The organism is Streptomyces tubercidicus, assembly GCF_027497495.1.
GTDB lineage: Bacteria > Actinomycetota > Actinomycetes > Streptomycetales > Streptomycetaceae > Streptomyces > Streptomyces tubercidicus.
In genome coordinates this window covers 3,411,768-3,427,774 of the sequence record NZ_CP114205.1, presented here as the reverse complement: position 1 = coordinate 3,427,774, position 16,007 = coordinate 3,411,768, and the positions used below count along the sequence as shown (strand labels likewise).

16 protein-coding genes are annotated in these 16,007 nt (G+C 71.5%); 6 read left to right on the top strand and 10 right to left on the bottom strand.

The annotated features are described in order from the left end of the window. Positions 1-9: 9 nt before the first annotated feature. The 3 genes from STRTU_RS14675 to STRTU_RS14665 all read right to left on the bottom strand — a co-directional run bounded on the left by STRTU_RS14675 (position 10) and on the right by STRTU_RS14665 (position 2,713). Positions 10-795: an ABC transporter ATP-binding protein gene (locus STRTU_RS14675; RefSeq protein WP_159743942.1), complete on the bottom strand. Its 786-nt coding sequence runs from the start codon at positions 793-795 to the stop codon at positions 10-12. Continuing rightward, on the bottom strand, positions 795-1,889 hold the full coding sequence (locus STRTU_RS14670) for a FecCD family ABC transporter permease (protein WP_174878870.1): 1,095 nt from the start codon (positions 1,887-1,889) through the stop codon (positions 795-797). Before STRTU_RS14670 ends, STRTU_RS14675 begins: the two co-directional genes overlap by 1 nt. Before the next feature lie 236 nt (positions 1,890-2,125). Further along, positions 2,126-2,713, bottom strand: coding sequence for a heme-binding beta-barrel domain-containing protein (locus tag STRTU_RS14665; RefSeq protein WP_159743941.1), 588 nt, complete (start codon positions 2,711-2,713; stop codon positions 2,126-2,128). Between the two features lie 286 nt (positions 2,714-2,999). Between STRTU_RS14665 and STRTU_RS14660 the strand changes: the two genes are divergently transcribed. Continuing rightward, complete coding sequence (locus tag STRTU_RS14660) at positions 3,000-3,365, top strand: DsrE family protein (protein WP_159743940.1); 366 nt, start codon at positions 3,000-3,002, stop codon at positions 3,363-3,365. 41 nt (positions 3,366-3,406) lie between these two features. Here STRTU_RS14660 and STRTU_RS14655 read toward each other — a convergent pair whose 3' ends face one another. The 7 genes from STRTU_RS14655 to STRTU_RS14630 all read right to left on the bottom strand — a co-directional run bounded on the left by STRTU_RS14655 (position 3,407) and on the right by STRTU_RS14630 (position 8,164). Next, positions 3,407-3,694, bottom strand: a complete 288-nt coding sequence (locus STRTU_RS14655; RefSeq protein WP_159743939.1) for a DUF3099 domain-containing protein — start codon at positions 3,692-3,694, stop codon at positions 3,407-3,409. Positions 3,695-3,881: 187 nt separating this feature from the next. Further along, the gene (locus tag STRTU_RS14650; RefSeq protein ID WP_006603933.1) at positions 3,882-4,169 is read right to left on the bottom strand and encodes a DUF1416 domain-containing protein; all 288 of its coding nucleotides are present in this window, start codon (positions 4,167-4,169) and stop codon (positions 3,882-3,884) included. A 40-nt stretch (positions 4,170-4,209) separates the two neighbouring features. Further along, complete coding sequence (locus tag STRTU_RS14645; RefSeq protein ID WP_159743938.1) at positions 4,210-5,055, bottom strand: sulfurtransferase; 846 nt, start codon at positions 5,053-5,055, stop codon at positions 4,210-4,212. Between the two features lie 209 nt (positions 5,056-5,264). Continuing rightward, the gene (locus STRTU_RS36165) at positions 5,265-5,372 is read right to left on the bottom strand and encodes a putative leader peptide (RefSeq protein ID WP_350252853.1); all 108 of its coding nucleotides are present in this window, start codon (positions 5,370-5,372) and stop codon (positions 5,265-5,267) included. Between the two features lie 248 nt (positions 5,373-5,620). After that, positions 5,621-6,325 carry an LmeA family phospholipid-binding protein gene (locus tag STRTU_RS14640; RefSeq protein WP_167539147.1) on the bottom strand — a complete coding sequence of 235 codons (705 nt, stop codon included), beginning with the start codon at positions 6,323-6,325 and terminating at the stop codon, positions 5,621-5,623. A gap of 182 nt (positions 6,326-6,507) precedes the next feature. Next, the gene (locus STRTU_RS14635; RefSeq protein ID WP_159743937.1) at positions 6,508-7,908 is read right to left on the bottom strand and encodes a chromosomal replication initiator protein DnaA; all 1,401 of its coding nucleotides are present in this window, start codon (positions 7,906-7,908) and stop codon (positions 6,508-6,510) included. 10 nt (positions 7,909-7,918) lie between these two features. Next, positions 7,919-8,164 (bottom strand): MoaD/ThiS family protein, encoded by a 246-nt coding sequence (locus STRTU_RS14630; RefSeq protein ID WP_159746949.1) that lies wholly within the window; start codon positions 8,162-8,164, stop codon positions 7,919-7,921. Positions 8,165-8,379: 215 nt separating this feature from the next. Between STRTU_RS14630 and STRTU_RS14625 the strand changes: the two genes are divergently transcribed. The 5 genes from STRTU_RS14625 to STRTU_RS14605 all read left to right on the top strand — a co-directional run bounded on the left by STRTU_RS14625 (position 8,380) and on the right by STRTU_RS14605 (position 15,985). Beyond that, positions 8,380-10,113, top strand: coding sequence for an ABC transporter ATP-binding protein (locus STRTU_RS14625; RefSeq protein WP_159743936.1), 1,734 nt, complete (start codon positions 8,380-8,382; stop codon positions 10,111-10,113). Continuing rightward, entirely contained in the window at positions 10,110-12,125 is a 2,016-nt protein-coding gene (locus STRTU_RS14620; RefSeq protein ID WP_159743935.1) for an ABC transporter ATP-binding protein, read from the top strand. The genes STRTU_RS14625 and STRTU_RS14620 overlap by 4 nt, the downstream gene beginning before the upstream one ends. Before the next feature lie 726 nt (positions 12,126-12,851). Next, positions 12,852-13,691, top strand: coding sequence for a response regulator transcription factor (locus tag STRTU_RS14615; RefSeq protein ID WP_159743934.1), 840 nt, complete (start codon positions 12,852-12,854; stop codon positions 13,689-13,691). 24 nt (positions 13,692-13,715) lie between these two features. Next, on the top strand, positions 13,716-14,741 hold the full coding sequence (locus tag STRTU_RS14610; protein WP_159743933.1) for a LacI family DNA-binding transcriptional regulator: 1,026 nt from the start codon (positions 13,716-13,718) through the stop codon (positions 14,739-14,741). 140 nt (positions 14,742-14,881) lie between these two features. Continuing rightward, the gene (locus tag STRTU_RS14605; protein WP_159743932.1) at positions 14,882-15,985 is read left to right on the top strand and encodes a S1C family serine protease; all 1,104 of its coding nucleotides are present in this window, start codon (positions 14,882-14,884) and stop codon (positions 15,983-15,985) included. The last annotated feature ends 22 nt before the right edge of the window (positions 15,986-16,007 follow it).

Below are 16,007 nucleotides of genomic sequence, written 5' to 3'. Positions count from 1 at the left end.
TGGTGGTCCTCAGGAGTCGGCGGCGGGGGCGGGGAGGCGGTCGAACAGCAGCTGGACGGTGCCCGTATCGGGATGCCGTACGCGGTGGGCGCGGACGCCGAAGACCTCGGCGAGCAGCTCCGGGGTGAGCACGTCGTGCGGCGGGCCCGCGGCGACGATCCGGCCGTGGGCGAGGACATACAGCTCGTCGCAGTACTGGGCGGCGAGATTGAGGTCGTGCAGCGCGGTCAGCACCGTCAGCCCGCTGTCCCGCACCAGCGACAGCACCGCCAACTGCTGCGCCACGTCCAGGTGGTTGGTCGGCTCGTCCAGGACCAGCACCCGCGGGTCCTGGGCCAGCGCACGGGCGATCAGCACCCGCTGTTTCTCACCGCCGGACAGGCTGAGGAAGCCGCGCCCGGCGAGGTGGTCCGCGCCGACCCGGGCCAGTGCCCGCGCGCACTGCGCGGTGTCCGCCGCGCTCGCCCGGCCCGAGCCGCGCTGATGCGGCAGCCGCCCCATCGCGACGACCTCGGCCACCGTGAAGTCGAACTCCGTACCGGACTCCTGGGGCAGCGCGGCCAGCAGCCGGGCGCCGGTGCGGGCGTCCATGGCGTGCAGATCCGCGTCGTCCAGCCGTACGGTCCCGGCGGCCGGGCGCAGCGCGCGGTAGACACAGCGCAGCAGGGTCGATTTGCCGCTGCCGTTGGGGCCGACCAGACCGGCCACCCGGCCGCTGCCGGCCCGCAGCGTGATGTCGTGGACCAGCCGGTTCCCGGCCACCTCCACGGACAGGTCCGTGACGTCGATGCGCATCAGGCGCCGCCTCCGAAGGTGTAGCCGCGCCGCCGCATCAGCACGACGAAGCAGGGCACGCCGAGGACGGCGGTGAGCACGCCGACCGGCAGTTCTACGGGCGCCAGCAGCACCCGGGAGAGCAGATCCACCCACACCAGCAGCACCGCGCCGAGCAGCGGGGCGACGGCCAGTACGCGGCGGTGGTCGGCGCCGACCAGCATCCGGGCGACATGCGGCACCATCAGCCCGACGAAGCCGATCGCGCCGCTGACCGCGACCACCGCGCCGGTGCCGGCGGCCGCGACGACGAACAGCTCGCGGCGCAGCCGGTGGACGTCGACTCCGAGGGCGGCGGCGGTCTCGTCGCCCATGGCCAGCGCGTTGAGCCGGCCCGCGGAGAGCAGCAGATGGGCCAGCCCGGCGGCCACCGCGGCCGCGGCGATCGGCACCGAGCCCCAGCCGGCCCCGCTCAGGCTCCCGAGCAGCCACATCATCGCCGAGCGGGCCGCCTCGCCGCGGTCGGCGGTGAACACCATGAGGGTGCTGAGGGCGGAGAAGCCGTAGTACATCGCGGTGCCGGTCAGCACCAGACGCAGCGGGGTGAGCCCGTGGGCGGTGCGCGCGGCGGCGTACACCAGGGCCATGGCGAGCAGCGCGGAGACAAAGGCCGCCGCCGACAGCGCCCAGATGCCGAGTGCGCCGAGCGCCCCGAAGAGGAGGACGGCGTTGGCGCCGACGGCGGCCCCGGAGGAGATGCCGAGGACGAACGGGTCGGCGAGGGCGTTGCGGACCAGGGCCTGGACGGCCACGCCGAGGGCGGCCAGCCCGGCGCCGACGACGGCCGCCAGGAGGGCCCGCGGAAAGCGCAGCTCCCACACGATGGTGTAGGCGGCGACCTCGTCGGACGAGATCGTGCCGCCGGTCAGCCCGGCGCCCAGATAGCGCAGCACCTCGGCCCAGCCCAGACCGGCGGCGCCGAGCCCGGTCCCGCACAGCACGGAGCCGAGCAGGACGGCCGTGAGCACGGCGATCAGGGGTGGTACGGGCAGCCGCCGGGCGGCCGGAGGCGCGCCGGTCCGGTCCGTCGTCGGATGCACACCGGTGGTTGCCACGGTCGGCCGCCTCGGGTCGGGCCGCGTCCGTACATACCAAGGGGTGGCCCGGGGCCGCGCGGGCCGGGCGGCGTCCCCTCGCAGACCACGGCGAGTTGTACGGGAAGCTGCGCGCACCGCGGGCAATCGGGCTTACGGAGGGAGACCCTCCGCCTACCGTTGCGGGTCAGCGCCGGACTTCGACCGGCTTCCCCCGCGGGGCGCTGGCGGGGAGAGCGGAACTCTCCCCGGAGTCATTACGGGTTGTAGGGCGTGCCGTCCGGACGGAAGAAGGACACACCGTCGGGCATCTCCTCGGGCAGGCTCTCGGCCCACTCCTTGAGGTCGACGACCTTCTTCAGATGCGCGGACATGTACGGCCGCAGCGGGACGTCCGGGGTGGACTTCTCGCCGACCCACATCAGGTCGCTGTTGACGTAGCCGTAGAGCCGCTTGCCGCCGCTGTACGGGCCGGAGGCGGCGGTGCGCGCGATGGCGTCGGTGGCCAGGTCGATCTGCGGCTTCTGGTCGGCCAGCTCGCCGTACCAGACCTCCACCACGCCCTGGTCACGGCACATCACGATCTCGACCTTGCGGTCCGCGTCGATGCGCCAGTAGCCGCTCTCGGACTCCAGCGGGCGGAGCTTCTTGCCTTCGGCGTCGAGCACCCAGCTGTGCGAGGTGTACTCCAGGAAGTCACGGCCGTCGTGGGTGAAGGTGACCTCCTGCCCGAAGTTGCACTTCTCGGTACCGGGGAAGTCGGCGACGCCGGCGCCCTCCCAGTTGCCGAGGAGGAAGGCGAGCGGCACCAGGGCCGGGTTCAGGTCGGACGGGATCTCGATCATGAGAGCTCAGACGATCTATAGAGAGGGGGACCGCCAGGGGCGCGGGCGGCGCTCCGGCGGAGGGTGGTGGTGTCGGACGGGCTCAGCGCTGGCCCTGGTAGAGCTTCTTCCAGGTCAGACCGGCGAACGCGATGACAGCGACGCCGACCAGAACCAGCAGGGTGGTGAAGAATGCCTCAAGCACGAGCGCGCCCCTAGACGAGTGAGGGTGTAACGGACCGCCTGCGAGTCTAGTCGGCGGCGCTGACAGCGGCGCTGTGAGGTCCGCCGCGCCTACTCTTGCCTTATGGCGAAGAAGCTCGTGATCAAGGTGACGGCGGGCGCGGACGCGCCCGAGCGGTGCTCGCAGGCGTTCACGGTGGCGGCGGTGGCGGTGGCCAGCGGCGTCGAGGTGTCCCTGTGGCTGACCGGGGAGTCCGTGTGGTTCGCGCTGCCGGGGCGGGCGGCGGAGTTCGAGCTGCCGCATGCGGCGCCGCTGCCGGAGCTGATCGACGGCATCCGCGCGGGCGGCGGGGCGATCACCGTCTGCACCCAGTGCGCTGCCCGGCGGGACATCGAGCAGAAGGATCTGATCGAGGGGGCCGGGATCGCCGGTGCCCAGCTGTTCGTCAGCGAGATCATGCCGGACGACGTCCAGGCGCTGGTGTACTGAGCGCCCTGCTGCCGGGCCGGCCGTCATTGCCGGGCCGGTCGTCACTGCCGGTGCTTGTCGTCGCCCCGGTCGTCCAGCTCCCGCCACCAGCGGTCGGACTCCGGGTCGCCGGACTCGTCCCACCAGCGCTCGCCGGGCTCGCGCCGGTTGCCGATGATGGCCGCGACCGGCGGGATGACCATGGCGACGACGCACATGCCCACCGCGGCCGGGACCGACCACAGCCGCACCACGCCCCAGGCCAGCACGAACAGCACCAGGCACACGCCCATCAGGACGAAGTACCTGCGGTGACGGCGCTGTACGGGCGACCGGCGGTGCGCGTCCATAACTCCACGGTAAGTCCGTGCCGGGCGGGACAGAAGTCGGGGAGCGCCCCGGTTCCGGCCGCGCACGGCACGGAGGGCCGCACCCCCAGCCATGGCGTCCAAACCCCTGGGGTGCGGCCCTCCGGCCGTCCGTAGGGGTGGCGGCGGAATCCGGGTGGCCCCGGTGCCGCCGCCACTCCTGCCGCTGTCAGACGGCGATGGCGACCTCCGCCAGTCCGCCCTTCTGGGCGACGACGGTGCGGTCCGCGGTGCCGCCCGGGACGAGCGCACGCAGCGTCCAGGTGCCCTCGGCCGCGTAGAAGCGGAACTGTCCGGTCGCGGAGGTGGGGACCTCGGCGGTGAACTCGCCGGTGCTGTCCAGGAGTCGGACGTAACCGGTGACGGGCTCGCCGTCGCGGGTCACGCTGCCCTGGATCGTGGTCTCACCGGGCTTGATCGTCGAGGCGTCCGGGCCGCCTGCCTGTGCTCCACACATAGGGGTACTTCCTTGAGGGGTTCGGGGGAGAGAAACGTGCTTACTTGGCGGCGCCGAGCTCGATCGGCACACCGACCAGCGAGCCGTACTCGGTCCAGGAGCCGTCGTAGTTCTTGACGTTGGTCTGGCCGAGCAGCTCGTGCAGGACGAACCAGGTCAGCGCGGAGCGCTCACCGATGCGGCAGTAGGCGATGGTGTCCTTGGCGAGGTCGACGGACTCACCCTCGTAGAGGGCCTTGAGCTCGTCGTCCGACTTGAAGGTGCCGTCGTCGTTGGCGTTCTTCGACCACGGGATGTTGCGGGCGCTGGGCACGTGGCCGGGGCGCTGCGACTGCTCCTGCGGGAGGTGCGCCGGGGCGAGCAGCTTGCCGCTGAACTCGTCGGGGGAGCGCACATCGACCAGGTTGAGGTTGTCGATCGCGGCGACGACATCGTCACGGAAGGCGCGGATCGAGGTGTTCTGGGCCTTGGCCTTGTAGTCGGTGGCCGGGCGCTGGGGGACCTCGGAGCCGTCGACCAGGTCGCGGGAGTCCAGCTCCCACTTCTTGCGGCCGCCGTCGAGCAGCTTGACGCTGCCGTGGCCGTAGAGCTTGAAGTACCAGTAGGCGTAGGAGGCGAACCAGTTGTTGTTGCCGCCGTAGAGGACGACGGTGTCGTCGTTGCCGATGCCCTTGGCCGAGAGGAGCTTTTCGAAGCCCTCCTGGTCGACGAAGTCACGACGGACCGGGTCCTGGAGGTCCTGCTTCCAGTCGATCCGGACGGCGTTCTTGATGTGGTTCTTGTCGTAGGCCGAGGTGTCCTCGTCAACCTCGACGAGAACCACCTTGGGGTCCTCGATGTGGGCCTCGACCCAGTCGGCGTCTACGAGGACGTCGCTACGGCTCATGTTCTTCTCCTCCGGGGCAGTTGCGGGGGGCGGTGGCAGAGTTGCACGCGGGTGTGCCGGGTGCGCGCCGTGGACTTCCGGACCGCCCGTGTCGGTGTACGGGGCCGGTGTGGCGCTGTGCGGGGACGCACGGGAACGGCCGCGGGAGACGGCCGGGGCCGGGGCACCCCTGCTGCTCGGGAGCGCGGGCGAGGGTGCGGAAAGGCCCGTCAGACAGGGCGACAGAGCATGGCGGCGACGCGGCACAGGTCTACTGCCCGCCGCTTCGTCAGTACCGCCCGTCCCCGCGGACGGAGACCGCTCAATGAGCTCTGCATGGCACCGATCGTAGGGACGCGGAGCGGGGCGTGTCACCGGCGTGTCGAATGGTGAGACGCGATCGTCCGTACTGTGGGATGAGGGGGCGCGCGGGGCGGTTCCGCGCGGGCTCCGGGCGGCCGTACGCCTGTGGGGGGTCTGGCGTACGGACCGGGGTGTCTCAGGGATTGGACGGTGGACGGATCAGCCGGCGGACCGGTGGGGCGGTCCGCCGTGCGCGTCCGGTCTTCAGCCGCGAAGCCTGACGTCAGCCGGGAAGCTTGACGTCCTTGCCGGAGGCGGAGATCGAGAGGCCGTCCGTCATCGTCACGACCTTGTCCAGCTTCAGGTTGCCGGGCAGCTGGTCCAGCTTCCAGTCGTGGTCCGTCTGGGCGCGCACCTTCGTCTCACAGCCCGGGAGGGCCCGGCACATCCCGGGGAGCCCGTCGGCCCGCAGCCGGACCGTGTTGCCGCCGACGATGCTGATCGAGCCGGTCACCTCCAGCGAGCTGAGGACCGGGACATTCGGCGAGATCTTGACCTGGCTGCGGCCGTTCTTCTGCCCGCCGTAGCTGATCTTGACGCCGCCGCCCGCCGCCTTCGTCAGGTCCGCGTAGGTGATCCGGGCGTTGCCGGTGGCCGAGGCCGCGCTCTCGATGGAGGTGTAGTCGCTGGTCAGCCCGACCTCGAAGAAGTGCGCCGACAACTGGTCGATACGCAGGGTGCGCCCGTCGGCGCGGGCCTCGATGTCCCCGAGGTCCGCGTCGACCTCCTGGAGGTTGCGGCCCAGGACCTGGGTCAGGAACGGGAAACCCTTGATGGCGACGGTCGGGGTCTTGCTGCCGAGCCCCTGGCTGCCGCGGATCTTCTCCGCGGCCTTGTCCTCGGCGAGCCCCACGGCCAACCGGTCGGCCGCGACGAACAGCCCCCCGAATATGACCACGAGGATCAACAGCACACGTAGTGCACGCATCGAACCACTTCCCCCACACTGGCCGGATGACGGCCGACCCGTCCGTGCAGGCCCCCTGCCTGCGCTCCGGGGGAGCCTAGACGACGGATCACGGCAAACGGGAGCGGCGGCCGCCGGACCGCACAAGGTGCGCCACCGGTGGCCGCCGCTCCGTTTCGCTGTCGCGCACGGCGCCGGGAGAGTTACCCCAGCGCCCGCCCCAGGACGTACACCGCGGGCGCGGCCAGGGCCAGCGGCAGCGCCACCCCGGCCGTCATGTGGACGAAGCGGGAGGGGTAGTCGTAGCTGGCCACCCGCAGGCCGATCAGGGCGCAGCCGCCGGCCGCCAGGCCCAGGAGCGCACCGGACGCCCCGAGGCCGGTCAGCTGGCCGGCCGCGATACCGGCGCCCGCGGCGGCCACCAGCGCGATGCCGATGGAGGCGGCGGGCGGCAGCGGCAGCGCGCGGGCCAGGGTCGCGACCGCGACCGCGGCGGCGCCGACCACCACCGCGTGCGGGCCCGCCGCGAGCTGCCCGGCGGCCAGGACGACCAGGGCGGTCGAGGTCAGGCCCGCGGTCAGCGCGTACATCCGCTCATCGGCGCTGCTGCGGTTGCGCAGCTGGAGGACGAGCACGAGCAGACACCACACCCCGAGCGTGCCGATGCCGACCAGGGGCGCGCTCTGGCGGTCGGTGGCCAGCAGGGCGACATCGGTGGTCAGACCGGCCAGGAAGGCCAGCGCGATGCCCTGGCGGGCCGGCCACATGCCGTTCAGCCGGAACCAGCCGGCCGCGGTGACGGCCTGCAGCAGCGCCACCGGCACGGCCAGCACCGGACGGGGCAGCGGCGCGGTCAGCGCCAGCAGCAGCGCCAGTCCGGCGGTCAGCGCTGCCGGCTGGATACCCGGCGGGATGATCGGCGAACGGCCCTCGGCGCGGGCGCGCTGGTTGGCCGCCAGCGGGGCGCTGGAGACCACCGCGGCGGCCGGTGCGGGCGCGGGCGCGGCGGGCGCCGGACGGGCCTGCTGGGGGTGCCGACGGGCGTACGGCTCCTCGGCCGGCGGCGCGGTCTGGTGCTGCACGGGCACCGGCGCGGGCTCCGCGTGCGGGGCGCGGTAGCCGTCGTGGCCGTGCGGCGGCTGCGGCGCCGGCCGGGCGTGCCGGTGGGGCTGTCCGTGCTGCGGCTGTCCCTGCTGGGGCTGGCCGGGCGGAGGCTGTTGACCGTACTGGGGCTGCTGGCCTTGCTGAGCCTGCCGGCCGTACGGGGGCTGCTGTCCGTACGCCTCGTACCCGTACGGGTCCTGCCCCGGCCGACCGCGCCCGTACGGACCACCGGGGCCCGGCTGCGCCACGGGGCCGGGCCCCTGCGGCTGCTGCTGCCGGTACGGGTCGTGGGCCTGCTGCCGTCGGTACGGCGCCTGCGGGTCGTAGGGCGCCTGCGCCTGCTGGCCGTACGGGTCCGGCCGGCCGTACGGATCCTGCGGGGCCTGCTGGGCGTACGCATCCTGCGGGGCGTACGGCGCCTGCTGGGCGTAGGGATCCTGCGGCGCATACGGGTCGTGCGGCTCGTAGGACGGGCGGTGCTGCGGCTGGTGGTCGCTCATGGTCGTCTGTTCACCCTCCCGCGAACGGCGGCAGGACCTCGACGGTGCCGCCCTCGGCCAGCGACACCGCACCGTGGTCGCGGGTGCCGACCGGATCGCCGTCCACCAGGAAGGAGCAGCGCAGCAGGACGCGCGCGAACTCGGGGTTCGCGGCATGCGCCGCGCGCGCCGCGTCGAGCGCCTCGGCGAGCGTCGCCGCGGCATACGGCTCTTCTGCCGTGCCTGCGGCGGCCTTGGCCGCGGCCCAATAGCGCACGGTGCCAGTTGTTGTCACGGCGGCCTCTTCGTCGTGTTCGTCGTGTCGGTCGGGGGGCCTCCGTGGTGGCGGGTGCCCCGTCGTTGCCGCCTCCATGATGGCGTACGCGACGGCCCGCCCGGTGCCGGGCAAGTTCCGGCAAAGGCTCAGGGACCGGGCGGCGGCGAACACGAAAATTCGATTGCCGGAAGCAAGTGTTCGCCTAGGCTCTCGGTGTGTTGGTCCGACTAGCCTGGGCGCATTTGCGGCCCCACAGGCGCTCGATATCGCTGATCGTGCTGCTCCAGCTGATCCAGACCCTGGCCACCCTCTACCTGCCCACCCTCAACGCCGACATCATCGATGACGGTGTGGTGAAGGGGGACACGGGCTACATCCTCGGCGTAGGCGGCTTCATGGTCGCCGTCACCCTGCTGCAGATCGTCTGCGCGATCGGCGCCGTCTACTTCGGTGCCCGTACGGCCATGGCGCTGGGCCGGGACATCCGCGCCGCCGTCTTCGACCGGGTGCAGTCCTTCTCCGCCCGCGAGATGGGCGGCTTCGGCGCGCCGTCGCTGATCACCCGGACCACCAATGACGTCCAGCAGGTCCAGATGCTGGTGCTGATGACGTTCACGATGATGGTCTCGGCGCCGATCATGTGCGTCGGCGGCATCATCATGGCGCTCAACCAGGACGTGCCGCTGTCCGGCCTCCTCCTGGTCATCGTCCCGGTCCTCGGGATCCTCGTCTCACTGATCGTGCGCCGGATGCGTCCGCTGTTCCGCGGGATGCAGGAGCGCATCGACACCGTCAACCGCGTGCTGCGCGAGCAGATCAGCGGCCTCCGCGTCATCCGCGCCTTCGTCCGCGACCAGTACGAGCGCGAGCGGTTCGCCGGGGCCAACACCGGTCTGTACGAGATGTCGCTGCGCGCCGGCCGGCTGATGTCGATGATGTTCCCGCTGGTCATGCTGATCGTGAACCTCTCCAGCGTGGCCGTCGTCTGGTTCGGCGGACTGCGTATCGACAGCGGCTCCATGCAGATCGGCGCGCTGACCGCGTTCCTCAGCTACCTCATGTACATCCTGATGTCGATCATGATGGCGACGTTCATGGTGATGATGCTGCCGCGCGCCGAGGTCTGCGCCGAGCGCATCCAGGAGGTCCTGGCGACCGACTCCAGCGTCACCCCGCCCGAGAACCCCGTGACCGAGCTCCGCCGCCACGGCGAACTGGAGCTGCGCGGCGTCGAGTTCCGCTTCCCCGGCGCCGAACAGCCGGTCCTCAAAGACATCTCGCTGATCGCCCGCCCCGGCGAGACCACCGCCGTCATCGGCTCGACCGGCGCCGGCAAGTCGACCCTGCTGGGGCTCGTCCCGCGGCTGTTCGACGCGACCGGCGGCACGGTCCTGGTGGACGGCGAGGACGTCCGCACCCTCGACCAGGAGACGCTGGCCAGGGCCATCGGCCTGGTCCCGCAGAAGCCCTACCTCTTCTCCGGCACCGTCGCCAGCAACCTCCGCTACGGCAACCCGGACGCCACCGACGACGAGCTGTGGCACGCCCTGGAGACCGCCCAGGCGCGGGAGTTCGTCGAGCGGATGGAAGGCGGCCTGGAGGCCCCCGTCGCCCAGGGCGGCGGCAATGTCTCCGGCGGCCAGCGCCAGCGGCTGGCCATCGCCCGCGCCCTGGTGCGACGCCCCGAGATCTACCTCTTCGACGACTCCTTCTCGGCCCTGGACTACGCGACGGACGCCGCCCTGCGCGCCGCCCTCGCCCGCGAGACCGGCCGCGCGACGGTCGTGATCGTCGCCCAGCGGGTCGCCACGATCCGCGGCGCCGACCGGATCGTCGTCCTGGACGAAGGCCGGGTCGTCGGCACCGGCACCCACGCCGAGCTGATGGCCGGCAACGAGACCTACCGGGAGATCGTGCTCTCCCAGCTCACCGAGCAGGAGGCGGCGTGACCACCGCGGACAAGGGGGCGGCCCCCCGGGCCGAGGCCCCGGCGGCCACCGAGGAACCACAGACATCCACCCGGCGCGGCCCGGCCCCGGCGGTCGGGGCCGCACGGATGATGGGCGGCCAGCCCACCGAGAAGTCCATGGACTTCAAGAACTCCGGCAAACGGCTGCTCGCCCAGATGCGGCCGGAGCGCGGCGCCATCACCCTCGCCCTGGCGCTGGGCGCGCTGAGCGTGGCGCTGACGGTCGTCGGCCCCAAGGTCCTCGGCCAGGCCACCGACCTGATCATGTCCGGCATCATCGGCCGGGAGCTGCCCGGCGGGATCAGCAAGGCGCAGGCCGCCGACAGCCTGCGCGCCCACGGCCAGGGCGGGCTGGCCGACATGATCGGCGCGATGCCGGTCGTTCCCGGCCAGGGCATCGACTTCGGCGCGGTCGGCCAGGTCCTGCTCTGGGTCGCCCTGATCTACGCGGGAGCCTCGCTGTTCGGCTTCGTCCAGGCCAGGATCGCCACCCGGGTCGTCCAGCGGATGGTCTTCCGCCTGCGCGAACAGGTCGAGGAGAAGCTGGCCCGGCTGCCGCTGAGCTACTTCGACCGGCAGCAGCGCGGTGAGGTGCTCTCCCGGGCGACCAATGACGTCGACAACATCCAGCAGACGCTCCAGCAGACCCTCAGCCAGATCGTGGCCTCCCTGCTGACCATCGTCGGCGTGCTCGCCATGATGTTCTGGATCTCCTGGCTGCTGGCGCTGGTCGCCCTGATCACGGTCCCGGTCTCGATCCTCGTCGCCACCAAGGTCGGCAAGCGCGCCCAGCCGCAGTTCGTCCAGCAGTGGAAGACCACCGGCAAGCTCAACGCGCACATCGAGGAGATGTACACCGGCCACAGCCTGGTGAAGGTCTTCGGCCGCGAGCGGGAGTCCGCCGAACTGTTCCGCGAACAGAACGAGGCCCTCTACACCGCCGGTTTCCGCGCCCAGTTCATCTCCGGGATCATCCAGCCCGCGATGATGTTCATCGGCAACCTCAACTACGTCCTGGTGGCCGTGGTCGGCGGCCTCCGCGTCGCCTCCGGCGCCCTCTCCATCGGCGACGTCCAGGCGTTCATCCAGTACTCCCGGCAGTTCAGCCAGCCGCTCACCCAGGTCGCCTCGATGGCCAACCTCGTCCAGTCCGGCGTCGCCTCCGCCGAGCGGGTCTTCGAACTCCTCGACGCCGCGGAGCAGGACCCCGACCCCGCCCAGCCGGCCCGCCCCGCACGCATCGAGGGCCGCGTCGAGTTCGAGGACGTCTCCTTCCGCTACGCCCCCGACAAGCCCCTCATCGAGGACCTGTCACTCGCCGTCCACCCCGGCCAGACCGTGGCGATCGTCGGCCCGACCGGCGCCGGCAAGACCACCCTCGTCAACCTCCTGATGCGCTTCTACGAGGTACGCGGCGGCCGGATCACCCTCGACGGCACCGACATCGCCGCCATGTCCCGCGAGGAACTGCGCGCCCATATCGGCATGGTTCTCCAGGACACCTGGCTCTTCGGCGGCACGATCGCCGAGAACATCGCCTACGGGGCCCCCGCCGGCACCCCCATGGACAAGATCGTCGCGGCTGCCAAGGCCACTCACGTCGACCGCTTCGTCCGCACTCTCCCGGACGGCTACGACACGGTGCTCGACGACGAGGGCAGCAATGTCTCCGTCGGCGAGAAGCAACTGATCACCATCGCCCGCGCCTTCCTGGCCGAACCCGCCATCCTCGTCCTCGACGAGGCCACCAGCTCGGTGGACACCCGCACCGAAGTCCTCATCCAACACGCCATGGCCCGCCTCCGCACCGGCCGCACCAGCTTCGTCATCGCCCACCGCCTCTCCACGATCCGCGACGCGGACGTCATCCTGGTGATGGAAAACGGCGCCATCGTGGAACAGGGCCCACATGACGCCCTGCTGACCGCCAACGGCGCGTACGCGCGCCTCTATGCCGCCCAATTCGCCGAGCCCATCTCCGAGGGCGGCTGACTTCTCGGCTTCCTCGCGACCACGAGCCGCACCCGACCAGCCAGGTCCACCCCCACCGGCCTTCTTCCCCATCCACCAACGGGAGGGGACGGGCCGGAGCGGGTGGGTGTCCGGACGTAAAGCGAAGCAGTCCGGACACCCACCCGCGGAGGCCCGTCACCGCACCCCGACAGCCCCGCGCAGCGGACCCGGCCCGCCGCAGGCGAAACGGCGGGACAGCCGAAAACGTGGGATGGCAGTCCATATCGTGGGACGGCCCGGAAGAATTTATGGCGCCTCCCGGCCCGTCGGCGACCCCCTCCGCGAGCGCCCCGCCCGACGCCTCGGCCAGACCCCCCGCCCCCGCGCCAGGAGGCGGCTTCCGGGGGCCGCGGCCGGCCCGAAAACGGCCCCCGCCGAGGGTCAACATCGGTCCCGAACGACCACTAAACGTGAGTGACGGAACACAAGAAGACGCAAAACAACCTCGGGTCCCGAACCCATCTGAGCTATTCTGCTGGGCAAGAAGGATCCGGGCAGCGTTGCCCCCGGATCCTTTTGTGCTTTCAGCCACGTGTCGCGCGGCTGAAGAGGACCGTACGAAGCAGTGCCGCAGACTCCCCCGGCGAGAGCCGGGAGCCCCGTCGCAGGGACCGAGGAGGAACCAGACGTCATGGGCGAGCGAAGCAGGCAGGACCGCACGCAACCGAGGACACAGGGCCCCGAGAAACGGGTAGGTGGTCGGAAGTGAGTTCTCTCCTGCTGCTGACCAACGCACTCCAGCCGTCGACGGAGGTGCTCCCGGCGCTCGGCCTGCTGCTGCACAGCGTGCGGGTGGCTCCCGCCGAGGGCCCGGCTCTGATCGACACACCGGGGGCCGACGTCATACTGATCGACGGCCGTCGTGACCTGCCGCATGTGCGGTCGCTGTGCCAGCTGCTGCGGTCCACCGGGCCCGGCTGTCCGCTGGTCCTGGTGGTGACGGAGGGCGGGCTCGCCGCCGTCACCGCGGACTGGGGCGTCGATGACGTGCTGCTGGACACCGCGGGCCCCGCGGAGGTCGAGGCGCGGCTGCGGCTGGCGATGGGCCGCCAGCAGATCACCACCGACGACAGCCCGATGGAGATCCGTAACGGTGATCTCTCGGTGGACGAGGCGACGTACAGCGCGAAGCTGAAGGGGCGGGTCCTGGACCTCACCTTCAAAGAGTTCGAGCTGCTGAAGTATCTGGCGCAGCACCCGGGCCGGGTCTTCACCCGCGCCCAGCTCCTCCAGGAGGTGTGGGGCTACGACTACTTCGGCGGTACGCGGACGGTCGATGTCCATGTCCGGCGGCTGCGCGCCAAGCTCGGCCCCGAGCACGAGTCGCTGATCGGCACGGTCCGTAATGTCGGCTACCGCTTTGTGACCCCGGAGAAGGTGGAGCGGGCGGCGGAGGCCAAGGCCAAGGAGGACGCGGCGAAGGCGGCGAAGTCCGGGCGCGCCGCGGGGCCGGACGAGGGCCGTGGGCGCGGGGACGGTGACGGCTCCGGGAAGGCGGTCACCACGGGCGCGGAATCCGGGGGCGCACGACCTGCCCGCCGGTAGCACCACCCGCGTAGACTGCCGCGCGTGGCCAAGGTGACGCGGGATGATGTGGCAAGGCTGGCGGGTACTTCCACCGCCGTTGTCAGCTACGTCATCAACAACGGACCAAGGCCGGTCGCCCCGGCCACGCGCGAGCGGGTACTCGCCGCCATCAAGGAGCTCGGCTACCGGCCGGACCGCGTCGCCCAGGCGATGGCGTCCCGCCGTACCGATCTCATAGGTCTGATCGTGCCGGACACCCGGCAGCCGTTCTTCGCGGAGATGGCGCACGCCGTCGAACAGGCCGCCGCCGAGCGCGGAAAGATGGTCCTGGTCGGCAACGCCAACTATCTCGACGAGCGCGAGGTGCACTACCTGCGTGCCTTCCTCGGGATGCGGGTCTCCGGGCTGATCCTGATCAGCCAGGGGCCCAGTGAGCACGCCGCCGCCGAGATCGACGCCTGGGACGCGCGGGTGGTGCTGCTGCACCGGCGGCCGGACGCCATCGACGATGTCGCGGTGATGACGGACGACGTATGGGGTGCGCAGCTGGCGACCCGGCATCTGCTGGAGCACGGCCATCCGTATGTCGCCTTCCTCGGCGGTACGGAGGAGACCCCGAAGTCCGGCGACCCGGTCACCGACCATGTCGAGGGCTGGCGGCGGGCCATGCTGGAGTCCGGGCGGTCGCCGGAGGGCTACTACTTCCAGTCCCCGTACAACCGCTATGACGCCTTCCAGGTCGCGCTGAAGCTGCTGGCCGGTCCGGATCGGCCGCCGGCCATCATGTGCGCGACGGACGACCAGGCCATCGGTGTGCTGCGGGCCGCCCGTGAGCTGCGTATCGATGTGCCCGGTGAACTGGCGGTCGCGGGCTTCGACGATGTGAAGGAAGCCGCGCTGACCGATCCGCCGCTGACCACGGTCGCCTCGGACCGTCAGGCGATGGCGCGGGCGGCGGTGGATCTGGTGCTGGACGACGGGCTGCGGGTGGTCAGCTCCCGGCGGGAGCGGCTGCGGCAGTTCCCGTCGCGGCTGGTGGTGCGGCGCTCCTGCGGCTGCGGCGGCTGAGCGGGCCGGGCACGTCCCGCTGAGGCGGGCGGGGCAAGTCCCCCTGGGCCGGGTGTCTTTATACCGGGCATACCCACTTCTGTCGGGTCTCTCAGGACGTTCTCAGACAGCTCTCATGCAGCGGTCGCAGAGTCATCTTCATGACCCAGAGCTACCGCCGAAGCGGCGATGAGATGCCCGAGAACCGGCCGTATGCGTACGGCGACGACCAGCAGGGCGACGATCAGCAGGGCTACGGCCACCAGGGCTACGGCCACCAGACGTTCGGGGGGACACCGGGCGCTCCGGGCGCCCCGGGCTCGCCGTATGCCGGATTCGGGGAGCAGGCGGTTCCGCCGGTGCCCCCGTACGCCCCCGAGCCGCGGCGCCGGGCGCGGCGGCCGGTGGCGCTGATCGCGGCGGTGGCTCTCGCCTCCGGGCTCATCGGCGGCGGCAGCGCGGTGCTGATCTCTGGTGCCACCAACCAGTCAACGCAGAACAGCTCCTCCACCCCGCTCGTCAACGCGGGCAAGACCAGTGGCAGCGGGGTCTCGGGGGTGGCCAAGGCGGTCAGCCCGGCGATAGTGGAGATCAAGGCGCAGACCGGCGGCGGCGAGTCCACCGGCTCCGGGGTGGTCGTCACCAACGACGGCGAGATCGTCACCAACAACCATGTGGTGGCCGGTGCGGACGCGGTCACCGTCACCTTCAGCGACGGCAGCCGGAAGACGGCGAGGGTCGTGGGCACGGACCCCGACAAGGACCTGGCGCTGGTCAAGGTGCGCGGCGGCAAGAACCTCACCGCGGCCTCGCTCGGCGACTCCAGCAAGCTCACGGTCGGCGACCAGGTGGTGGCGATCGGCTCGCCCGAGGGACTCACCGGGTCGGTGACCAGCGGAATCGTCTCCGCCCTCGACCGGGATGTCACCGTCCCCAAGGAGGGCGGCCAGGAGCAGCAGGGCAACCCGGGCGACGGCGGCGGCTGGCCGTTCGAGTTCGGCGGCAACCAGTACAACGGCGAGACCGGCTCCTCGAAGACCTCCTACAAGGCCATACAGACCGATGCCTCGCTCAACCCCGGCAACTCCGGCGGCGCCCTGATCAATATGCAGGGGCAGATCATCGGCATCAACTCCGCGATGTATTCGCCGAGTTCGGCATCGAGCAGCAGTGCCGGCAGCGTCGGCCTCGGCTTCGCCATACCGATCAACACCGTCAAGGACGACCTGGACGCGCTGCGCGGCGGCGGCAACGGCGGCGTATGACCGCCCGCCCGGGGCGGGGTCC